This window comes from Candidatus Moraniibacteriota bacterium (genome assembly GCA_028688415.1).
In the GTDB taxonomy this organism is placed as follows: domain Bacteria; phylum Patescibacteriota; class Minisyncoccia; order Moranbacterales; family UBA1568; genus UBA1568.
The window spans coordinates 261,064-283,034 of record JAQTYF010000001.1; the positions used below are offsets into that span (position 1 = coordinate 261,064).

Genomic DNA, 21,971 nt, shown 5'->3' on the forward strand with positions numbered 1-21,971 from the left:
TTAAAAAAAATCTATGCACATCTATAACAAGGAGTTTTATGAAGATCAGCAGAATGGTTCATATATTTCAGCGAAGGAAATATTGCCTATAATTTTTGACTTGATTAATCCGAAATCAATTGTTGATGTAGGATGCGGTGTTGGGACATGGCTTAGTGTATGTCAGGAACTAGGTGTTGATGATGTGTTGGGATTGGATGGCCCATATGTTTTAGAAGAAATGCTTAAAATATCGGCTACAAAATTTAAAAAAACTGACTTATCAAAACCGGTAAATATTTCACGTAAATTTGATTTAGCAATGTCGTTAGAAGTAGCCGAGCATTTATCTGAATCAAGTGCTGATTGTTTTGTTGAATCACTTACAAATCTGAGTCCTTTTGTGTTTTTTTCTGCAGCTATTCCGTTGCAAGGGGGGCATAATCATGTTAATGAACAATGGCAAGGATATTGGGCTGATCGATTTTTTAAAAAAGGATATATAGCTATTGATTGTATTCGCCCTGCTGTTTGGGGGAATGATGCTGTTGAATGGTGGTATGCCCAGAACGCACTACTTTTTGTAAAAAAAGAAGTACTTGATAGCCGAACAGATCTCCAACTATTGCATCAGAATACTCATAAAAATCAACTTAACTTAGTGCATCCTAAAAATCATATAAGATTTTTTGATGCCACTCGCGTTTCTTTGTTTTCTGTTTTGAAGTCTCTTCCGAAGCGCGTTCTGAGTTCTTTTAAGTGAATGATATATGTCTGAGCATATTTATAATCCCATACTTTCTGTTGTTGTGGCTGTGTTTAACGGGGAAAGATTTCTTTCGGAAGCAATCGATAGTATTTTGAGTCAAACATATGATAATTTTGAGCTTCTCATCATTAATGATGGGTCTACTGATGACACGGAAAAAATCATTCAAAATTATACAGAAAAAGATGGGCGAATTGTATATATAAAAAATAATGTTAATTTGAGGCAATCAAGAAGTTGGAATAGAGGTATAAAAATCGCAAAGGGACAATTTATTATCAGGATGGATGCTGATGATATTTGCCTTCCGGATCGATTTGAGAAACAGTATCAATATATGCTGTTACATCCTAATATCGGGGTTCTCGGGTCTCATTATTATATATTTTCCAACAATAAAGAAAAAAAAGCTAAAAACGCCCCTTTTTTTAGTATAATTGATGGGCGACCGCCAGTTCATCATCCAACTTGTTGTATCCGTAAAGAATTATTTGAAAAGTTCGGATATTATGATTCGCGATATGATAACGCTGAAGATACAGAACTTTGGTATAGATTTTATTCGAGAGGGGTTGAATTTTCTAACTTAGATGATTATCTTTTATTATATAGAGTACATGAGAATAATGTGAGTATAAAAAAACAAAAAAAACAAGTTTATTTGCAGTTAAAAATAAACCTTCTCGCTGTATTCAAATATAGGATTAAGTTTTCTTTGAAGGGATATCTTCGTATATTAGAGCAATTTTTTTATCTTATATATCTTTCGTTTGGATTGGATAAAATTTACCAGAGAGGCAATACAAGTTTAAAATGAAATGAAAAAGATTTGCATAGTAAATTTTAATGTTTATTGTCTATTCAATCCAGAGAGTTCTGCTCCTATGGGTGGAGCAGAGTTGGATATGTATACCGTTGCTAAGGGATTGGAGAGTGCGTATGATGTAACGGTAATTACGGGGGATTGGGGGCAGAAAGAAGATGAAATCTTTGGAAAAATTCATGTTTTTCGTTCCTTCGAGCTAGGTAAGAAGGGAATGCTTCGATTTTTTCGTGGAGTTTTTTTATTTTGGAATAATCTTTCTCAAGTAGATGCAGATGTCTATATTTCTTCTGGAGCGGGTCCAGAAATTGGTATAATTGCATTTTTCTGTAAGTTAAAAAAGAAAAAATTTATATATCGTACAGCATCTGAGATTGATTGTAATAAAAAATATATCAACTTAAATGGCATCAAAGGATTGATATATAAATACGGCCTTGAGAATTCCCATCGTATTGTAACGACGGTGCGACAACATAAAAATTTATTAGCATGCTCTCATTCAAATACTGAGAATAAGGTTTTGCATATCAATCTCGGTATATTTTCGGGAAATAAGCAGGAGCAGGGAAAAGATAGTGTTTTATGGGTTGGTCGCTGTGATTCGTTGAAAAATCCAGACGCCTATATAGATATAGCGAAATATATTTCCGATTATAAGTTTGTTATGATTTGCCCGAGGCAAAAGCATAACTCGGATTATTTTGAAGAAATAAAAAGAAAAGCTGAATCCTTGCCGAATATGACGTTTATTGACTTCGTTCCGTTCAAAGACATACAGCCCTACTTTGATAAATCGAAAATATTTGTAAATACCTCTGATTTCGAAGGATTTACGTATACTCTAATACAAAGCGGATTGGCACGAACACCAGTAGTCTATCTGAATGTCAATCCCGATGAGGTTATTACGAAGCATAATATTGGATATGTTGCGGATGGCGACAAAGAAAAAATGGCTGAACAGATAAGTATGCTTTTGAACGATGAGAAAGACTGGAAAGAAAAATCAGAAAATGCTTTCCGATATGTAAAAGAAAACCACGATATAAATATCGTGGGAGAGCAATGGAAAAATCTTCTAGAAGAAATTTAAATATTATTCTTCTTAAAAAGAAATTCGTTGCAACCAATGCTTCGTGCTGGATTGGTTTTTTCACATTCGAATCCTCGCTCTTTGAAATAGGAGATAATTTTTTCTTCTGATGCGTATTCGTATGGGTATCCGCCGAGCCAATCCTTGATATCAGTCATAAAGCTCATTCCTCGCAGAGAGTGATAGTTTTTTATGTACGCGATAGGATTTACAAGATTCAGAGCGAGTCCGATGATGTAATATGTCGTGTAAATAGCTTCGATGATGTGCTTCTCAACACTGCTACTTTTATTGTAGATTTTTTTAACTTTGAACCAGAAATTTGAGGTTCCTTCCATAAACCGTTGGTTGTCGTTGTAGAGTGCGACATAGAGTTTTCCCTCAGGATTGATGAGCACGGTAACGTTCTGGAGCGCCTGATACATATCACCAGTGTGGTGGAGTACCCCCCAGGAATAGACAATATCGAATGCACCAAGCGAATTGATAAAGTTTTGATCGAGTGCTGACCCTGTTTTTATCTGCCAATGCTCTGGTTTCCCATTCTTTTCATAAAGATATTTGGCACACGCTACCGAAGCATCATCGATATCGATACTCAGGATACTTTTCGCTCCGAGCCGGTACGCCGCCAATGAAAAGAGTCCGCTACCACAACCAATATCAATAAAAGATTTTCCGGTAATATTTTCCTTGCCACCAAGGAAATCAATAAGTGATTTTTCAGCTTCTTGTATCCTTCTCTCGGTAAGGCTTTTTAGGAAATTTTGCCAATTTTTTCCAAAGCTGAAATGTTTAATATTTTTATAGCTTTCTTCGTACAGTTCATTTTCCATAAAGTATTCTATTTGATTGTCTTTATTAGAGTATTTTCCCATTTTTTTGCTATTTTTTCAAGTGAAAAAGAGTTTTTAATGGTCTTCTTGGCCTCTTTGGATAACTGACTTCTTACTGTTTCGCTTTTTTGTATCTGTTTGATTGCTTGAACGATATCTGAACTATTTTTTGCAGGGACGAGCAATCCTGTTTTTCCATTTTCTATTAGAACTCTATTTTCCGGGATATCGGTAGTGATGACTGGAATTCCTGAAGCCATAGCCTCCATGATAGCGTTTGACTGCCCTTCAAAGAGGGTTGGTAGAACGAAAAGATCAGATATTTTGAGGAGTTGTGGCACATCGATTCGACGACCGAGAAAAGAGATGTTGTTTTTAGATTGATAGTTTTGAATCTGGTGTTTCAGATTTTCTTTTTCTATGCCTTCTCCAACAATGAAGAGCTTGAGATTTCTTGCGTTCTCTGGATTCCCGCTTTCGCGAGAATGACAGAATAGTGATTCGAATGCTTCGAGGAGATAGTAATGTCCTTTATTGATATGAAGATTGGCAACGCAGATAATCACGAAATCATCTGGTGCGATGCCGAGAGATTTTTTCAATTCTGAATCAGAGGTGATGGCATCAAAGTATTCGACATCGATGCCATTGGGAATGACAGTGATTTTGTTAGGATCTACACCGAGGTGCTCGATGTAGAAATCTTTGACTGCCTCAGAATTGGCGAGATAGTCTCTTACAAGAGATTTCGTGAGCCATTCAAAGATACGTGCGATGAGATATTTCGGATGATTGTATGTGGTACGGAGGAAGGGAATAATAGTTGCTTTAGCCGTATTGTAGAGTGCGAGGCGACCAAGTATATCAGCATGGAAAAGATATGTGAGAATGATATCAGGATTTTCTTTTGTGACGATTTTACGGAGACGAAGAATACCAGGAATATCGAAAAGACTCTTGCAGTGAATCGCTTCGACAGTGATGCCAGTAGTGGCGAACTTTGGAGCGAGTTCATCGAGTTCTTTTAAAGTGATAATTTTATGCTCAAAATCATCGAGGAGAGGAAGTGTACGAAGAAGCATATTCTCGCATCCACCGTTACCAAGAGATTGGATAATATGGAGAATTTTTTTCTTTGGCATACTTAGTGCGTACCGACGCAGGTGATACCAGCCTCGGGGTGTTCAAATGATTGTACGTCCTCTAACTTGCTATCGCTGAACCATTTTTCGATTTCTTCAACATAGTAATAGTTACTTTTTGGAGTCGCGAGAACATCGAAAGCATCGTTGAGCTTCATATTGAAAGGAAAATTCTCGTAGTAGGCAAAGGGGAGTTTCGTAGCAAGCGATTTGAATCCTATCATCTTGAGGAGTTTCCCGAAAAGATTGATGAGATGAACAATAAATCCAGGAATGTAGCAAAGTTTGAAGAGAATCGGCTTAGGGAGTTTTTTCAAGAAATCACGAAGCGGTTCATAGAAATAGAGGGCACGAGCATTGTTCCGTCTGTTGTAAACCCAAATAAGCATCTTTCCACCTGCTCTAAGAGTTTTTGGAAGACGGGAAAATCCATCTTGCGGTTTGGGGAGGTGGTGAAGCACTCCGATCGAATAGGCAATATCGAAAGTATCAGTAAACGGCATATGATAGATGTCGGCCTGGACAATACAGATGTTCGGAATATCTTTGGTCATTTCGTAGGCGACTCCGACAGTTTCTCCGAGATCTGTTCCAAATGAAATCTCGGTTTCTGAGAGTCCTGCCCACTTCGTGAAGCGCCCAGACCCGCATCCTATATCAAGTGTCTTTTTTCCTCTCAGATTCTCTTCTTTCAAAAATGGTGAGAGAAAATGAAAGAAATTGCTTTTCTCGTAATTATTCTCTTTATAGATGTACTTCCATTCGTAGGCGAAACTTTCAGCTGTTTTCTTCTGGTGCTTCCAGAAAGCGTCAAGGTCAGGAATATTGTCGATAGCTTTCTGCCACTCAGCGTGTATATTTTCGGGTAATTTTTCTTTCCAAGTTTTGAAAAAGTCTTGATGAGTTTGGAGGAGGTTCGTCTTCAGCTCGTCTATGAGTATTCTAGGAATACCGTTTATGATCGGATACCAAGAACCTGCTGTTGTGACGAGGCCGGAAATTACGTGCGATCCTGCTTCTTCGAAGACAATAATGTCGAATGGATTATTTGAGACCGGATCAGAGAGATACGAGAGATGATTTCGTCGCATGGTTTCTAAATTTATTGATTAATTTAATTATTATATCATGCCGGAAAGTATTCCTCAAACCAGAGTTCGAGGGTGAGAAGTGCCCAAATATGAGGTGAGAAGTTTATATTCGTATTGCAGTGTTGGTCGAGAATGTGTTGGATGTATTCTTTTTTGAGAAGACCGTCTTTTACGAGACGACCATCAAGAAGTTTCTCTCTCGTATAGTCTTTGAGTTCATTGCGAAACCAATGGGCAATCGGAATACCAAATCCCATCTTTGGTCGAAACATCACCTCATCGGGGATGAGGCCTCGTAACGCTTCTTTGAGAATATACTTTTTGTTATTGAGACCCTTGAGCTTCAAGTGAAATGGTATTTGTGCTGTAAGTTCGAGGAATTCATGATCCAAAAAAGGGGAGCGTCCTTCGAGAGATACTGCCATTGTGGCAATATCGACTTTTGTCATAAGATCTTCTGGAAGATATGTTATAAAATCAGCATAGACAGCTTGTTCTGTCCGATTTTTCGAACCTGATTTTCTGAATTCTCGAGCAATGATGTCGTATGTATCCTGATCCCAGACTTTTTTCTTGAACTCATCCGTATAAAGCGCGGACTTTTGTTCGTTTGTGAAATAGGCCGTGTAAGAAAGGTAGCGCCTGCGATAATCATCAGAAATACTTTTTGAGAAACGATGGAGTCGATCGAAAAATGTATTTTTTATACTGTTTTTGAGAAAGCGTGTTATCGGTTCTCCAAATAATTTATTGAGAATATTAAAGTGATCTAGGAGAGTGGATATTTGAAAAGCACTATACCTACTATACCCAGCAAAGTTTTCATCGCCCCCATCACCATTGAGAGCGACTGTGACGTGTGCTCGGGTAAGCTTGGCAACATAATAGGTCGGAAGAGCGCTGGAATCGGCATAAGGTTCCTCGTATTGCTTGACGAGCATCGGAAGGAGATGGATAGCATCAGGCTTTACGATGAATTCGGTATGATCCGTTTTGAACTTGTCCGCAATTATTTTTGCGTATTTCAGTTCGTTGAATTTTTCTTCATCAAAGCCTATGGAAAATGTTTTTATCGGAGTAGGGGAATTCTTGGCCATCAGGGCAACGATGGCACTGGAATCAATACCGCCAGAGAGGAATGCACCGATAGGAACATCAGAAATCATACGAAGTCTGACAGACTCATCGAGTTTATCAATGACGCGTTTCTTCCATTCTTCTTCAGAAAGATCAAGTTTTTTGGAATAGTCGAGTTTCCAGTATGACTCGTTCTCTACTTTTTTTGTTTTGAGATCGATGAAGAGATAGTGGGCTGGCTGGAGCTTCTTGATACCGACGAATCCAGTGAGTGGTGCTGGAACGTACTGAAGCGTCAAATAATGATGTATAGCGACGTAGTCAGGCTCCTTGTGGTATTCGGGCTGAGTCAGGATGGCTTTGAGCTCTGAAGCGAATAGAAAGACATTCTCGTCTATGTAATATTTGAAGGGCTTTTTGCCAACTCGGTCCCGAGTACAAAAGAGTGTTTGTTCTTGTTCATCGTAGATAGCAAAAGCAAACATACCTCTCAGATGCTTCACACATTCTTTTCCGTATTTGTCATAGAGAGCGAGAATCACTTCTGTATCGGAATGAGAAACAAAAGTGTACCCTTCTTTTTCAAGTAAATCTCTCTTTTCTTGGAAGTTATAGATTTCTCCATTGAAAACAATTTCGTACCGATCCATATAGCGCATCGGCTGATGACCGAGTGGAGAGAGGTCGATGATAGAGAGTCTCCTATGACCGAGACCTACTTTGTTATCAGGAGAAATATATGCACCGCCATCATCGGGACCACGATGTTTGATAGCATTATTCATCGTCTCAATTTCTTGAGGCGTGATGTCTTTTTTGTTGAATGAGATTTTACCAGTGATTCCGCACATAAGACAGTCAACAAATAACAATTAACAGAAAGTAATCAAAAAAGTACGTTATTTCTTATTATCGAGGAGTTTGGAGAAAATTTCAAGGTATTGATTGATTGCGTGGTCCCAAGAAAATTTATTTTTTACTTCTTGGTAAGCATTTTGACCAAAGAGGATTCGTTTCTCAGGATGATCGATCAAGTCAGTAAGTTTTTCTCTGAGTTGCTCGATATTCTTTGGTTCGATAAGATAACCATCGCCGTTTCCAGAAATAACTTCTGACGTACCACCCACATTGGTAGCGATTATAGCTTTCTGGCAAAGCGCTGATTCAGTGACAGATGTCGGGAGGCCTTCGGTATAGCTTGGATTGACGACGATATCGGCAGTTTTCAGAACACTAATAGCTTCATCAAAGGGGAGGTTGCCGAAAAAAACTATTTGATCTTCGAGATTATAGGTAGTTGCCATTTTTTTTAATCTCATTTCTTCTGGGCCACCGCCAATAATGAAGGTGACGATGTTATTTCGCTTCATTTGAGCGATGGCGGTGATGAGATCATGTGCCCCTTTGCCATCGATCAGTCGTCCGATAAATGCGATGATGGTTTTGTCTTGATATTTTTCCTTCAAGTCTCGGTGAAGTATGCATTTTTCTATTCCTGCGATATTAGCACCGCGATAAATCACACTACAATCATTTCTTCCAGAAAGTTTCCGTACGAAATCAGCTGAAGCAGAGGAATTGCCAATGACACAATTGGCCGATCGGAGAATACAACGTCCGAATGTCCAATCGTAGAATTTGGCAAGTAGAGTTTTTATACTTCCATTGAATTGAGCAAAATCGGAACCATGCTCGATGTGGACAAGGGGAATATTATTTTTCCGTGCGTATCGAAGAGCCATCAGAGAAGGGAAAAAGAATCGGGTACGAGAAATGATGATATCGTAATTTTCATCAGAAAGAGAATTCCATCTTTGCCAAAAATTCGTTTGCCAGAATTTTGGTATCGGATAATTGTGAATGGGTTCGAAAGCGGAGAAACGGATTATTTTGACATCGTTATGATGAATTTCGGTTTCTGGAGCATCCTCTGGCAGACGTGGGGTGAAAACAGAAAGAGTCACATTTCTTTGTGAAAGATGTTTGTTAAATTCATCGCTATGACTCTCGAGTCCACCGATATGTGGTGGATAGAATGGCGAGAAGATAAGGATTTTTTTTACTGGATAATTTTCCATATATAAATATGATTTGCTTCATCAGAATAGACTTTTTCGAAATAATCAGATTGTTGATTAAAAATAATATGTTTTTCTTTGTTTTCGAATTTTTTCATATATGGGCGATCGACATAGGGATTTTTTTCACTCGGAGCGGCATAGTAAATATAGTAGGATTTATTCTTACTTACCATTTCTTCTGTCGTGTTTTTTGCTTGTTCTATCAGTTCTATCTGACTGAGAATATTTCGTGCCACTTGGACGTTTGATGTCACGTTTTCTGTGTCGATATTTTCGACGGTTGTCTTGAGTGATTCAATAGCTTTCTTCTGATCCGCTTCAGAAAACGGAATTTGTCGACTTTTAAATTCACTCTCGAATACCGTCTCATCGAATAAGAAATTTGGGTCCCCGACTTTGATAACTGATGATCCTGAGAAAAAACTCAGCAATCGGCCACTTTCGACGGTGAAGATGGTTCGATTATTGGGAAGATTTGTATTGATCCACTCAGCAGAAACGAGCTGTGGTTCGGTAATCATATATTTTTTGAGTGTATTGATATATATGGCCGCAGCGATATTGGCAGAAAATCCGAGAATGATAATCCAGAGAAAAAATTGATTTTTTCCTATAGGAAGAGAGAATAAAGGAATCAGAAAAAAGAGCGCTATCGTTCCGGCGAATACCCAAGCCCGATCCGGAAGGAGAGCGATACCTGTAAGACGTGGGAGAATCTCTGCGATGATGAAAAAAACGAGAAATATGCATGTGAGTACCTTACCTTCTTGAGAAAAAAGAAATGATCGTACAATTTTGTTTTTGATAAAATAGAGTAGTGTCACAAAGGTAAGAAGAAGGGGTGGTCCGATGTAAAAAAGATAATATTTGGCGACACCGAAGAAATCGCCCCAGCCCATCTGATTGCCATCGATATTCACATAATACTGCGGGAAAAGGAGATTCGGTTGTGAATTCAGGAGAGCAGAGAGTAGTGATTCGATGTGAGAAAAGATGAAAAGAATCGGGCTGTAAAAAGCTGGCAAAGTGATAAAGAGAAGCAGGAATGTGGTGAGTCTGTTTTCTCTGACTTTCTGAAAGATTTCTCGTCGGTAATTCCAGAGAGAAAAAAGAATCCAGAGAGCAAGTGGAATAGCGAGTGCTTCGTGGTAAAAAAAACTGAAAAAAAGAACGGCACCGCCAAGAAAGTAAAAGAAGGTATTTCCAGTAATCAGCGAGTACGTAAGAAAAGCAAAAAAGAAAAATAGTCCAATATTCGCGAGAGCTTGCGGAATAGGGAGAGTGAGATAAATAACGGTAATGCCGCTTGCAAAAGGAAAGAAAAAAACGATTACTTTTTGTAATGGATGTGAGAATTTTTGTGCAAGTAGCGCTGTAGGGAAGATGAGAAAGAGAAGAAGTGCTGGAAGAACATATTTGAAATAAGCATAAAAATCAATATGCGCTCCTTGGGTGAAGATGTGTGTGAGAGATGAGAAAAGCGGACGATGTCCATTGAGTGTTGTTATGGTTTCTGTCTGAAGTTGTGTGCGATATTCAGTTATCCAATAATAGGGGTCGAGGTCTGGAAGTGGATAATAGGCGGTGATAATGCTGATAACGACGGTAATGTAGAGAATGAATGGTGGGAGAAAATTCTTCGAGAAAAATGTGCCCAACAAATCCTTATTATTCAATGGAAATTCTTGGATACTTTCGAGATTTCTTTTTTTATGAAAAAAATATATTCTAGCAATGATGATGAAGATAAGCAAAGCAGTAATGAAAGGGAGATAAGGAATTAGTGTCTTCAATTCCGTGTATTCGATCGTGAGCAGGAAAGGGAGTAAAAAGAGGGAAAAAACGAGAGCGATATTTATAAATTCGAGAAGAGAAAACTTTTTTTTCAAGAAATATTGAATGAGAAATGCTAAATTTATTCCTGGGAGAAAAAGAATAAAAGAAAGTTCTATGAAAGATCGAATAATCCTTGTCGCTGTGAAAGTATCAAGTGGGAGAAAAAAAATAACACAAAAAAGAAAAAGAAAAACAAGATTTATTCGAATAATCCAAGGCATAATTTAGTTCTCTGTTTTTTGAATTCCTTCGTCTGACAAGGCGCGATTGCGTGTAACGACAGAAATCTGCTGTTCGAGATGTTCGATGGCGGAGAGGAGTTTGAACATCATAAGGAAAACAAGGATAAATCCAGTGAGAATAACGGCATTGATATTGCCTTCGATACCGATGATATTGGCCAATGTATTACTGAAAGTAGGAAAAAGAACGATAAATACCATACCTCCCCAGACAATAAGTCTCGTCCCTACTTTGAGAAGCGTTTGATTGCCTTTTCCTCGAAGAAAATTGCTTACTCCCTGATAGATCATCACTCCAGAGATGATGAGGATGATGATTTGATAAAACTGAAGACTATTGAAATCCATAGTTGTGTATATTAAGAGATAATATTCCAAATGATTTTGTAGAGTGTCTTGATACCGTTTATGAAGCCTTGTTTTTGAATTTTTCCCATCGAATACTCCGTATAGCGGACTTCGATAGGCACCTCTGTATATTTTAGCTTATAAATGTAGATTTCGCGAATAACTTCGCTGTCGTACTCATAACGGTCGGTTTTCGTATTGATGAGTTCGGAAGCGTGACGAGAATAGGCTCGAAATCCTGATTGACTATCTGAAACCCAGAGGCCGTAGAAGTACCAAGTAACAGCATTGCCAATATGGTTGGCGAGTATTTTGTACCAGGGCATTCCTTGGGGATTCCGGAGTCGTGTACCGAGGACGACGTCACAATGTTTTTTCTGTAGAGGTTCTATAAGTCTGGCAATATCATTTGGATTGTGCTGACCATCACCATCGAGCGTGACAATAATATCAGCATTGAGAAGTTTCGCTCCTTCAATGCCGGTTTTAGTCGCGGCACCCTTGCCACGATTGATGAGGTGTTTCAGTACTATGACATCAGTGATAGTCCGAGCCCTCTCGTAGGTATCGTCAGTACTCCCATCATCGACGACAATAATGTTGTTATAGCCAGCGGACTGTATTTCACGGATGACGTCGCAGATCACGGTGGCTTCATTGTAGGCCGGAATGACGATGAAGATGGAAGGGGTAGACATAATGCACAAAGTAAGGAATTCTGGGAAAATTATATATTCAGTATAACATAAAATCGGATATGTACCGGTTTTTGTTTGATTTATTGATTTTTCTGTGTAATTTTTTTCATATTTTTTTCCCAATTCCAGGCGTCACGGAGAGCATCTGCGAGAGAAAGTTTTGATTGCCAACCGATGTCGTCTCGGATGCTCGTCGGATCAGCATAGCAGGTCATGATATCGCCCGGACGGCGTGCTCCGATGACGTAGGGGACTTTGGTTCCATTGACCTCCTCAAATGTTGCTATGAGCTGTTTCACACTCACTCCGATGCCCGTACCGACGTTGTAGGCACGATAGGTGAGGTTTTCATGTGTAGCGAGGTATTCGAGCGTTCTAATATGCGCCTGCGCCAGATCGACGACGTGGATATAGTCACGGATGCAGGTGCCGTCAGACGTCGGATAATCATCGCCGAAGATGGTGAGATGCTCTCTCTTGCCGATAGCCGTCTGGGTGACGTAGGGGACGAGGTTGTTTGGAATACCGAGAGGGAGTTCGCCGATGAGTCCTGATGGATGCGCTCCGATGGGATTGAAATAACGGAGGGCGATGATATGTATATCGCCATGGAGAGATGTCTCTGTATCTCGCAAAATATCTTCGCAGATGCGTTTGGTGTTGCCATACGGAGAGAGAGCTGTCTTGCGTTCTGCTGTTTCTCGGATAGGGACGCTGTCTGGTTCGCCATAGACAGTAGCTGATGATGAAAAAACGAAAAACTTCGTCCCATATTGTTTTGCACACTTGAGAATGGTAATGAGAGAATCGATATTGTTTCGATAATAACGGAGAGGATTGGCCACTGATTCGCCGACGGATTTCAGGCCTGCGAAATGGATGATGCCGTCAATGATGTTTTCTTCGAAGATGTTTTGTACAAATTCCTCATCACAACAATCACCTTCGTAGAGGTGAGGGCGAACAGAGGTGATCTGCTCTATGCCATCGAGTGATGATCGATCAGAATTAGAAAAATTGTCGAGAATGATGGCAGCATGACCTGCCGAGATGAGCTCGACGACAGTGTGTGATCCGATATATCCAGCACCACCTGTTACGAGAATGTTCATAGTTTTTTTTCAAAATAAAACCCTTGACGCTAGTATATCAAGAAACGGAGAAGAGTGAAAATATGTCTTTGAGATTGCCTAAATGCTGTTTTTTCGCTATTATTGAAAAGTATTATTTAACTGTTTTACCTACACTGGTATGCAAGAAAATCAGCCGTATTTGTCAGTAGTCGTCCCACTCTATAATGAAGAGGGGAATGTCGCAGAACTGCATCAGAAGATCGTCGAGTCGGTGCAGAAGATCGGCAAGCCCGCCCGCAACGATTCGCGTAGCGATTCGGGCAGGCCATTTGAAATCATTTTCATCGATGATGGGTCCAAGGACAAGACCGTGGAAATTGCGAGGAGTCTCTCTCCGCTCAAGCTCATTGTGTTTCGCAAGAACTTCGGTCAGACCGCCGCATTTGACGCGGGATTCAAATCTGCTACAGGAGAAGTGATCATCACCCTTGATGGCGATCTGCAGAATGACCCGGCCGATATCCCACTCCTGCTCGAAAAAATCAATGAAGGCTATGATGTTGTTTCTGGATGGCGTTTCAAGCGTCAGGATCCGTGGAGCAAGAAAATTCCTTCTCGTATTGCCAATCTCCTTCGCAAGATTCTCATCCAAGATACAATTCATGATTCTGGTTGCAGTCTGAAAGCCTATCGTCGTGAATGTTTCCAGAATGTTGATCTTTTCGGTGAAATGCATCGGTTCATCCCGGCTATTCTCGAGATGGACGGTTTCCGTGTGGCAGAGGTGAAAGTTTCTCATCATCCTCGTCTCCATGGAGTGACCAAATACAATTGGAAGCGTGGTATGAAAGGCTTCGTCGATATGATGTCGATCTGGTTCTGGCGGAAGTATTCGTATCGTCCACTCCATCTGTTTGGTGGTGGTGGAGTAATACTCTTTACGACGGGTGTCGGTATCTTGTTTTGGATGCTCGTTGAGAAACTCGTTTTTCATGCTTCACTCGCAGAGCGTCTCTGGCCTCTCGTAGGCATCTTTTTCGTGCTCATTGGTGTACAACTTTTCATCTCTGGACTACTCGCTGATATGGTAGTGCGAAACTACTATCAGGGTCGCAATCGAATGAACTATACCGTACGAGAAGTGCGGGAGCAGTGAAGCTGTATACCGTATACAGTATCGCGTATACTGTATAGAAGAAGACGAAGAATGTTAATAATTAAGCCGTGAATCTGATGTGTCATATGTCATACAGAATACGGTATACAATCCTATGAAAGTTACTTTTCTCGGTACTGGATATGTCGGACTCGTCTCGGGTGCTTGTCTCGCAGAGAGTGGACACGAAGTCATCTGTGCAGATATTGATAAGAAGAAGATAGCTATCTTGAAAAAGGGTGGTATCCCTATCTATGAAATCGGTCTCGAAGAAATCGTGAAGCGTAATGTTGAAGAAGGTCGCCTCTCGTTCACTTCCGATTTGAAGAAAGCCATCCAAGAATCCGAAGTGGTTTTCATGGCTGTTGGTACTCCAGAAGACAAAGTGACGGGTCAAGCAGATCTGCAGTACGTGTTTGCTGTTGCAGAGACCTTCGGAAAACATCTTAATGGATTCAAACTTTTTGTTGACAAATCGACTGTACCAGTCGGAACGGCCGAAAAAGTAGAGGCGATTATCAAGAAGGCTTCGAATGGAGCGCATCCATTCGAAGTGGTATCAAATCCTGAATTTCTCCGTGAAGGAGCTGCTGTGAAAGATTTCCTCAATCCTGATCGTGTCGTCGTCGGAACGAAGTCCGAGAAAGCTCGCAAGATGATGGAGCAGATTTATCGCCCTATCGCTCGCAATGGTCGCCCAGTGCTTTTCACTGATGTACGCAGTGCAGAAATCATCAAATACGCTGCCAACGCATTTCTCGCAATGAAGATTACCTTCATCAATGAAGTAGCAAACTTCTGTGACGTCTCTGGTGGTAATGTGAAAGAAGTCGCCAAAGGACTCGGTTATGATTCTCGTATTGGAGAACGATTTCTCTATGCTGGTATCGGTTATGGTGGATCGTGTTTTCCGAAAGATGTGAAGGCATTTCTCGAAACAGGACGTGAATACAATTCACCATTTCAGATTATCGAAACCGTAAACGATGTGAATGTTTCTCAACGTATCAAGCCATTCGTCAAACTCCAAGAAGTTTTCGGAAAGAAACTGAAAGATAAAACAATCGCTGTCTGGGGACTCGCTTTCAAACCGCGCACCGATGATATCCGTGAAGCTCCTGGTATCGAAAATATCAAACTGTTTCTCGAAGCAGGATGCAAAGTACGGACATTCGATCCTGTCGCAATGCCCAATACCAAGAAGGTACTCGCGCACAAGAATCTCACCTATACTAAGAAAGCGCTTGATGCATTGAAGGGTGTCGATGCACTCGTGATCGCTACCGAATGGGATGAATTCCGTGTAGTGGATTACAAGAATATGAAGAAATTGATGAAGGGCAATATCATCTATGATGGACGCAATGTCCTCGAACGATCCGAAGCCGAAGCTGCCGGATTCACGTATTTTGGTATTGGAGTTTAGGAAGTCTTGTATAGCGTATTGTGTATACTGTATACCGTATGGAAGAGGGGAAGGGAACAAGTATCACGTATAAAAAAGAAGTCATATTGCGTATGGAGACGGAGAAAATAAAATCGTTTACTGATTTGAATGCATGGAAAGAAGGGCATAAGCTAGTCCTCTCGGTTTATTCTCTAACGAAGAAATTTCCTAAAGAAGAAATTTTTGCTCTTTCGAATCAGATGCGACGGTGTGTTGTCTCAATTACTTCAAATATCGCAGAGGGTTTTAGTCGGCAGAGTGCGAAAGAAAAAGTTCAGTTTTACTGTATAGCACAAGGTTCTGTAACAGAGCTTCAGAACCAACTTCTCATTTCTCGAGATGTTGGATTTATCTCACAAGAAGAATTTTCTCGTTCGGCAAATATTTCCGTAGATGTACACAAGCTTATTTCCGGATTGATGCGAAGTGCACAGAACCGTGTTCGCAATACATGATACGGTATACATAATACAAAATACAGCCCTATGAAAATATTGTTTCTCAATTATGAATATCCTCCACTCGGAGGTGGAGCGGGCAATGCGACAGCGTATCTCTTCAAGGAATATGCTGGTATTCCAGACCTCGAGGTACATCTCGTGACCTCGTCTGCAGATGAGACTCTGCATCATATCTCTGTCGGAAAAAATATCACTGTGCATGCCATACCGATCGGTAAGAATGGCAAAAACATTCATCATCAATCAGAAAAAGATCTCCTCACATACGCGTGGAAAGGATATCGTTTCGCAGACACCCTCCTCGCAGAGGGTCATTTTGACGCTATTCATGCGTTTTTCACCGTACCATGTGGCTATATGGCGATGAAACTTTCGAAGAAGCATGGTGTTCCGTATATCGTGTCGCTTCGCGGGGCCGATGTGCCGGGATACAGTGAGCGTTTTACACTGCTCTATTCGCTTCTACGGCCACTGACGCGTACCATATGGGCTCGAGCCTCAAACGTCGTATCGAACAGCTCCGGACTCCGTACACTGGCTCTGGAAACGAATTCTTTCCAAGAAATATCTATCATCCCCAATGGTATCAATATCGCAGAGTTCAAGCCTGATACAGAAAAAGAAATTGATGGTTACGTGAGAATACTCTGTGTCTCGCGTCTCACTCCACGCAAGGGTATCAACTATCTCATCGAGGCGATGCAGATACTTCTCACAGAGGATAATGAAAGAAAAATCGAACTCTGGATTGCAGGGGAAGGTGATGCGACCGAATTACTCAAACAACAGGCGAAAGAATTGCGCATCGAAAAGAATGTGAAGTTTTTCGGTCTTGTGAAACATGATGATTTGGCAAGATATTACAAAATGGCTGATATATTCTGCCTGCCATCGCTCAATGAAGGGATGAGTAATACGATGCTCGAAGCCCTCGCCTCAGGGATGCCTATTGTCGCGACAGTGACAGGGGGAACAGAAGAATTGGTCGGAGACGGAGAGAATGGGTTTTATGTGGAACAAAAATCCTCGAAAGATTTGGCAGAAAAATTGGAAAAGCTCATAGGAAATGATGATATGCGAAAACGATTTGGTACGGCGAGCCGGGTGCGTGCCGAGCAGATGAGTTGGCAAAACGTCGCACAGGCATATTACGAGATGTATCAGAAAGCGAGAAAGGAATAAAAAGTATTGTGTATCACGCATACTGCATCGTGTATTTTGGAAAAACTTTGGAAAATTTAAAAGCCGGGGAACGTAGTTATCGTTCACCGGCTTTCGTTTAGGCGGTCAGTCTTCGTGACGATGCGCGAAGAACTCATCTAGGAGCTCGTTGTAGGAGATTTCCGGATAATGGAGCTTTACAAGATGCTCCATCATCATTGGTTGCCGGATAATCTTCTTCTGAAGTAACCGAGCCCGTTCTGTATTTGGGGCGAAATTGACGTCCCAGAGGAAAGGGTCGGCTCGTCCGACCATACCCCAGCGTGGCATCCGCTGTGTCTTCTTCGAGAAGCGGAGTGCCAGATCGAAGTCATCCATACCTGCCAGAGCCACTTGTCCTACAGCAGGCAATTCGATAGTTCTGTTATCGTTGCCATCGCAATTTTCCGGAGAGAATCCCTCCATTTTTTGCAATACTTCTATGGGATAGAGGCAGGCTGTATTCTGAGCGAGAGCCCATTGATACAGACGCCAATACCCCTGACGATACGCCCCGACGAAATCGAGTCCGTGTCGCTCCATATGAGCGAACATCCGTGCCAGAATACCGCTGGTCATTTCCAGTTCCGGGTTCCATGACAGAATGTGTGAAACGTTATTCGTCTCTATGGCAGACCGCCAACCGGTATTGAGCGCGTGCGCACTGCCGGCATTGTTACCCCATTCCTTGTCAACCACGACACGGAGGAATCCGTTTGTCATCTCGTTGGGGAAAGCCACGAAAAGCGCACGCTTGGTTGGTGTGCAACCGAACTCATCGGTTGCTTCGCCGAGACCGAATCGCAGATCGGCATTGGAAACAATAATGATCTGTTTCACTTCCGATCCAATGCTTCGCATGAAGCGACGTAGTGGGGCGGCGAGACGTTTCTCGAAATCTTCCTGATTGAAAGACTTGGTGACGCCTGCGCCGATTTGGAACCAACGGCAGATGACTGCCACGTTAGGTTGATAAAAAGAAACCATTTTTCTTCTCCTTTGCCATTTAATTGTTAACCTCCGTAGATATCTACGAAGTCACTTGTGTTACGTTCTGTATCGCAACAGCACATGATAGCACATTTTTTGCATTTTGTCAATGATAAAATGGCTTAGAGAGAGGAGGAAAGGATGATTTGTGCTATAATAAAGCAGAAATATCGTAATGTGAGTATTCATGAAAAAAAGACTTTTGTTTGTGCTGAAAATAGTAGTGACGGTTGGGCTGATATTCTGGCTTATTGAGCGTGTCGACTGGACGAGCGTGCTCGTGAAACTCCGAGAAGTCTCAGTACCTCTTCTTTTGCTTTATGTCATATTTCAATTGTCAGGGAATCTCATTTCTGCAAAAAAATGGCAGGTGATCGCTCGCTTCAAGGGGCTAACGCTCTCTCTCAAAGAATCGTTCTTCACCTATATGACAGGGACGTTTATCAATAATTTTTTGCCATCGACAATTGGTGGGGATACCTATCGAGCGTTGTGGCTTGCAGAAAAATCTGGTGCGAAAGCCGCTTCTGTTTCTACGGTGATATTTGATCGATTCATCGGTCTTTGGACGATAGCGCTCCTCGCACTCCTCTCGAGTCCAGTACTCTTGCCTTTTGCTTCCGAGAGTCCGTCGCTTGTCATCACTTATATCGCTCTTGTTGTTTTCTTTGCTGTCGATATTCTCATCACGTATATTTATTGCAAAGAGTGGTTCCACCTATTCGTGGAGCGTCTGCCATTTTTCAAAGTGCGTCGGTTTCTTCAGGAGATTATTTTCTATACCAAAAAACATATTTGGCTTCGTACGAGTCTCTGGTCGACACTCTTCATTTTTGTTGGACTCGTACTCTCAAACTTCACACTGTTTCATGCACTCGGGAGTGATGTCAACATCCTTCCTTTCGCAAGCGCGATGTTCCTCGTCGCTATCGTTGCATCCGTGCCACTCTCGATCAATAATATCGGTATCAAAGAATGGGCGTATATCACATTCTTTGGTCTCATCGGAGTGAGTATCGAAACAGCTGTGACGGTCGCTCTCCTCTCACGTTTCATCCAGATGATCCTCTCGTTTATCGCACTGCCACACTACCTCGCCAATCGTGAGAAGTAAGAATTTTGTTTATAAAAAAAGTAATCATAATTTCACGGTCGTGAAATTATGATATAATCTGAATTCGAGAAAAAAAAGGCGTAGTGAAGATTTGGAAGCCGAACTTCCAAATTTTTTTCTAGATTCCCGTCTTCACGGGAATGATAAAAAATCTCTCTAAAAAATGAAAAGCCCGAGGAATCCTGGATAGGTTTCTTCGGGCTGATTTTTGCACCCCTCATGGAAGAGAGGCTTATGCGGTGTGGAGATTCACCATGTACTCATTGTTCTGATAGGCGAATACGTAGTTGTCCTCGACGATTTCCCGACGAGCACCGATATCTGCCAGTTCCTGAAAAAGAAACATGAGTATCGTGTCGTCTTCACCATCGTAAATGCGACCGACGATTTTCCCCAATGCCTTGATAAGGCGATTGGCGAAGGAAAGTAAAAACGTCGGCTGGTGGTGGCCATAGGCCGTATCGTCCGACAGAGGAAAACTCACCAATCGACATCCGTTGCTGTTTTTGACAGCGCGGACTGTTGTCCGGATGACCAGGTGAACGGCTTCGTCCACCTCAGCACGAAAATCGTCAGGGTGACGAGCTCGCATTTCAGTTCGTGTGACTTTTCCGTTTCGGAGCTGAATCTCCGCCAACAGTTTTAGTAATTCATCGCTGGGAAATTTTCCAGCACGCGTAACTCGTTGTGTCATTTGCCACTCCTTGGGTTTGGGTTGTTAAGGAAACGTTCTACTTACTAACAAAAAAATATATCACAAATGGTGCTATTCGTCAAGAAGATCTTTCCATGAATGCATGTTTCTAATAGTTTCAGCTTGCCTTGTTTTCTGTGCTTCTATTTTTGAATCAATGCTGTAGAGGATGTTAATTTTTGGTTTCAAATAGATGACATTCATAATTCCAAAAGATTTAATTTCCATAACATCAAATAAATCAATAAATTGGGACAGGTCATTCTTTTTTTTATCCGTACTCATCTGTATTGAAAAATATTCCCCGTCTCTAGATAGTTGTTTCTTATCGAACTTGTTGAGGTAGTCGTATCCTTTTCCTTGAAGGAATATCCAATATGTCGGTTCATACTCAGATTCTGATGAAATGAAAATTTTTGCATCTTTATTCGGGACTTTCTGCTCTATATAATCTGTAATTTTCTGGTGTATGAAGAATGGGGTTCTATAATAATTCGGAAAAACATCCTCAGTTTCAACTTCGATCATTATTTCTTCTGAATTATTGAGTTGTAAGAAACTATCTGAAATTTTTGTTAAGTTTATTCCTACAATCAATAGCGTAGCAATAATAACAAGAGCACCGTTCAATATTTTCTTTTTGAAGTTTATTTGTTCAAATATCAGCCCTAAAAATATAAATGCAAGGGGGGCAAGTACGAGATAAAATCTTGGATATATGTAGAGTTTTTTTAATGTTAGAGATATAAAATAAAGACTTCCAATGAATAGCCACAGTCCAGAAATTATCAAAAAGTCTTTCTGTATAGATCTTTTTTTAATAAAAAAATTCCACACAATAAGCAAAATCGAAATCATGTAAAAAAGTAACGCAGAGAGTCTCCAGAAGAAATCTTCTTTACATGTTTTGCAAAACAGCCCAAGCGAATATCCATTTGGTCTACTTGTATTTATTCTATCTTCACCCGTTAGGATAAGAAAAAATTCTCCCGAATTATATCGGAAATTCTGTACTATTTTTTCAGAAATATTCTTTTTTTCTTTACTTGATCCAGAAATTTTTTCAATAAATAATTTTGAATTAGACCAATCATATTTAATTTCATGTACGATGAGAGGGGAGTAAATAAGAACTGAAAATAAAATCGCATATATTACCGTTCTTAATGGGAAATGAGGACGTTTAATCAAGAGAAAAAGGATATATGTTGGAACTATTATAAATAATCCATTGAAGTGCAGTTGACTTATTATTGAGAGAAGTACCAATGAAAGTATAAAAAAAATATTTCGATTTTTCTCTTCTACAGAAATACTCCTCAATAATAAATAAAACATTGCTAAAATAAAAAATGGCAAGACATTTGGGTTCCAAGAAAAACGAGCGTATTGGATCATGTAAAACGAAGTGGAATAGAGAGCTAATAGTGACAATGATATGAGGTGAGAAAAATATATACGTGCAAAAACGAAAAATAACGGCAAGGATGCAAGCGCAAGGATAAGGTTGGGCATCGCATGTCCTGATGGCGTATTTGCAAAAATTCTTCCACCAAGGTATTCAATGTAGTAATATGCTGGTCCTATACGCAGTTCCTCTGCCCCAGCTCTTGGTCCAAGGAGTTTTAAGTTCCCAATTCCACTTTGGACTGCTGGCGATGTAATGAGAAAATCATCGACCTGATCTGTCTCAAAATGAAGCCAATCTCCGAAATGATAGGTGCGTAAAAAAAATCCTATACCAAAAATAATAATCAGTGCGATATGAAATTTTCTTTTTTTACCAAACTCAATAATTTCTTTTGAAGTCATATACTG

The 21,971-nt window shown here is 40.5% G+C and carries 20 protein-coding genes; 8 read left to right on the forward strand and 12 right to left on the reverse strand.

All coding sequences use genetic code 11. The features are described from left to right. Window positions 1–13: 13 nt before the first annotated feature. From PHH40_01270 to PHH40_01280, 3 genes are read left to right on the forward strand one after another with little or no spacing between them, the layout of a single operon-like run. A complete protein-coding gene (locus tag PHH40_01270; GenBank protein ID MDD2766378.1) occupies window positions 14–742 on the forward strand; it encodes a methyltransferase domain-containing protein in 729 nt (242 codons plus the stop codon). A gap of 7 nt (window positions 743–749) precedes the next feature. After that, on the forward strand, window positions 750–1,565 hold the full coding sequence (locus tag PHH40_01275; protein ID MDD2766379.1) for a glycosyltransferase: 816 nt from the start codon (window positions 750–752) through the stop codon (window positions 1,563–1,565). Between the two features lies 1 nt (window position 1,566). After that, on the forward strand, window positions 1,567–2,667 hold the full coding sequence (locus tag PHH40_01280) for a glycosyltransferase family 4 protein (GenBank protein ID MDD2766380.1): 1,101 nt from the start codon (window positions 1,567–1,569) through the stop codon (window positions 2,665–2,667). Here the strand turns inward: PHH40_01280 and PHH40_01285 are convergent. The 9 genes from PHH40_01285 to galE all read right to left on the reverse strand — a co-directional run bounded on the left by PHH40_01285 (window position 2,664) and on the right by galE (window position 13,130). Continuing rightward, a complete protein-coding gene (locus PHH40_01285; protein ID MDD2766381.1) occupies window positions 2,664–3,503 on the reverse strand; it encodes a class I SAM-dependent methyltransferase in 840 nt (279 codons plus the stop codon). The two genes, PHH40_01280 and PHH40_01285, sit on opposite strands and share 4 nt — an antisense overlap. A gap of 8 nt (window positions 3,504–3,511) precedes the next feature. Continuing rightward, window positions 3,512–4,645, reverse strand: coding sequence for a glycosyltransferase (locus tag PHH40_01290; protein MDD2766382.1), 1,134 nt, complete (start codon window positions 4,643–4,645; stop codon window positions 3,512–3,514). A gap of 2 nt (window positions 4,646–4,647) precedes the next feature. Next, window positions 4,648–5,736 (reverse strand): methyltransferase domain-containing protein, encoded by a 1,089-nt coding sequence (locus PHH40_01295; GenBank protein ID MDD2766383.1) that lies wholly within the window; start codon window positions 5,734–5,736, stop codon window positions 4,648–4,650. Between the two features lie 35 nt (window positions 5,737–5,771). Further along, window positions 5,772–7,664 carry an asparagine synthase (glutamine-hydrolyzing) gene (gene asnB / locus PHH40_01300; GenBank protein MDD2766384.1) on the reverse strand — a complete coding sequence of 631 codons (1,893 nt, stop codon included), beginning with the start codon at window positions 7,662–7,664 and terminating at the stop codon, window positions 5,772–5,774. 48 nt (window positions 7,665–7,712) lie between these two features. Then, window positions 7,713–8,891: a glycosyltransferase family 4 protein gene (locus PHH40_01305; protein MDD2766385.1), complete on the reverse strand. Its 1,179-nt coding sequence runs from the start codon at window positions 8,889–8,891 to the stop codon at window positions 7,713–7,715. After that, a complete protein-coding gene (locus tag PHH40_01310) occupies window positions 8,873–10,951 on the reverse strand; it encodes a hypothetical protein (GenBank protein MDD2766386.1) in 2,079 nt (692 codons plus the stop codon). Before PHH40_01310 ends, PHH40_01305 begins: the two co-directional genes overlap by 19 nt. Before the next feature lie 3 nt (window positions 10,952–10,954). Next, a complete protein-coding gene (locus PHH40_01315) occupies window positions 10,955–11,320 on the reverse strand; it encodes a DUF2304 domain-containing protein (protein ID MDD2766387.1) in 366 nt (121 codons plus the stop codon). A gap of 11 nt (window positions 11,321–11,331) precedes the next feature. Continuing rightward, window positions 11,332–12,018 (reverse strand): glycosyltransferase family 2 protein, encoded by a 687-nt coding sequence (locus PHH40_01320; protein ID MDD2766388.1) that lies wholly within the window; start codon window positions 12,016–12,018, stop codon window positions 11,332–11,334. A gap of 80 nt (window positions 12,019–12,098) precedes the next feature. Further along, window positions 12,099–13,130 carry a UDP-glucose 4-epimerase GalE gene (gene galE / locus PHH40_01325; GenBank protein MDD2766389.1) on the reverse strand — a complete coding sequence of 344 codons (1,032 nt, stop codon included), beginning with the start codon at window positions 13,128–13,130 and terminating at the stop codon, window positions 12,099–12,101. 139 nt (window positions 13,131–13,269) lie between these two features. Between galE and PHH40_01330 the strand changes: the two genes are divergently transcribed. From PHH40_01330 to PHH40_01345, 4 genes are all read left to right on the forward strand, one after another. Further along, window positions 13,270–14,247 carry a glycosyltransferase family 2 protein gene (locus tag PHH40_01330; protein ID MDD2766390.1) on the forward strand — a complete coding sequence of 326 codons (978 nt, stop codon included), beginning with the start codon at window positions 13,270–13,272 and terminating at the stop codon, window positions 14,245–14,247. A gap of 115 nt (window positions 14,248–14,362) precedes the next feature. Further along, on the forward strand, window positions 14,363–15,673 hold the full coding sequence (locus PHH40_01335; protein MDD2766391.1) for a UDP-glucose/GDP-mannose dehydrogenase family protein: 1,311 nt from the start codon (window positions 14,363–14,365) through the stop codon (window positions 15,671–15,673). Window positions 15,674–15,711: 38 nt separating this feature from the next. Continuing rightward, window positions 15,712–16,149 carry a four helix bundle protein gene (locus PHH40_01340; GenBank protein ID MDD2766392.1) on the forward strand — a complete coding sequence of 146 codons (438 nt, stop codon included), beginning with the start codon at window positions 15,712–15,714 and terminating at the stop codon, window positions 16,147–16,149. A 30-nt stretch (window positions 16,150–16,179) separates the two neighbouring features. Beyond that, window positions 16,180–17,337 carry a glycosyltransferase family 4 protein gene (locus PHH40_01345; protein ID MDD2766393.1) on the forward strand — a complete coding sequence of 386 codons (1,158 nt, stop codon included), beginning with the start codon at window positions 16,180–16,182 and terminating at the stop codon, window positions 17,335–17,337. Between the two features lie 105 nt (window positions 17,338–17,442). Here the strand turns inward: PHH40_01345 and PHH40_01350 are convergent, their stop codons facing one another. Then, the gene (locus PHH40_01350) at window positions 17,443–18,318 is read right to left on the reverse strand and encodes a hypothetical protein (GenBank protein ID MDD2766394.1); all 876 of its coding nucleotides are present in this window, start codon (window positions 18,316–18,318) and stop codon (window positions 17,443–17,445) included. Between the two features lie 214 nt (window positions 18,319–18,532). Between PHH40_01350 and PHH40_01355 the strand changes: the two genes are divergently transcribed. Next, complete coding sequence (locus PHH40_01355; GenBank protein ID MDD2766395.1) at window positions 18,533–19,459, forward strand: lysylphosphatidylglycerol synthase transmembrane domain-containing protein; 927 nt, start codon at window positions 18,533–18,535, stop codon at window positions 19,457–19,459. A gap of 232 nt (window positions 19,460–19,691) precedes the next feature. Here the strand turns inward: PHH40_01355 and PHH40_01360 are convergent, their stop codons facing one another. Continuing rightward, window positions 19,692–20,153 (reverse strand): hypothetical protein, encoded by a 462-nt coding sequence (locus PHH40_01360; protein ID MDD2766396.1) that lies wholly within the window; start codon window positions 20,151–20,153, stop codon window positions 19,692–19,694. 72 nt (window positions 20,154–20,225) lie between these two features. Further along, a complete protein-coding gene (locus tag PHH40_01365) occupies window positions 20,226–21,965 on the reverse strand; it encodes a glycosyltransferase family 39 protein (protein ID MDD2766397.1) in 1,740 nt (579 codons plus the stop codon). Between the last annotated feature and the right edge of the window lie 6 nt (window positions 21,966–21,971).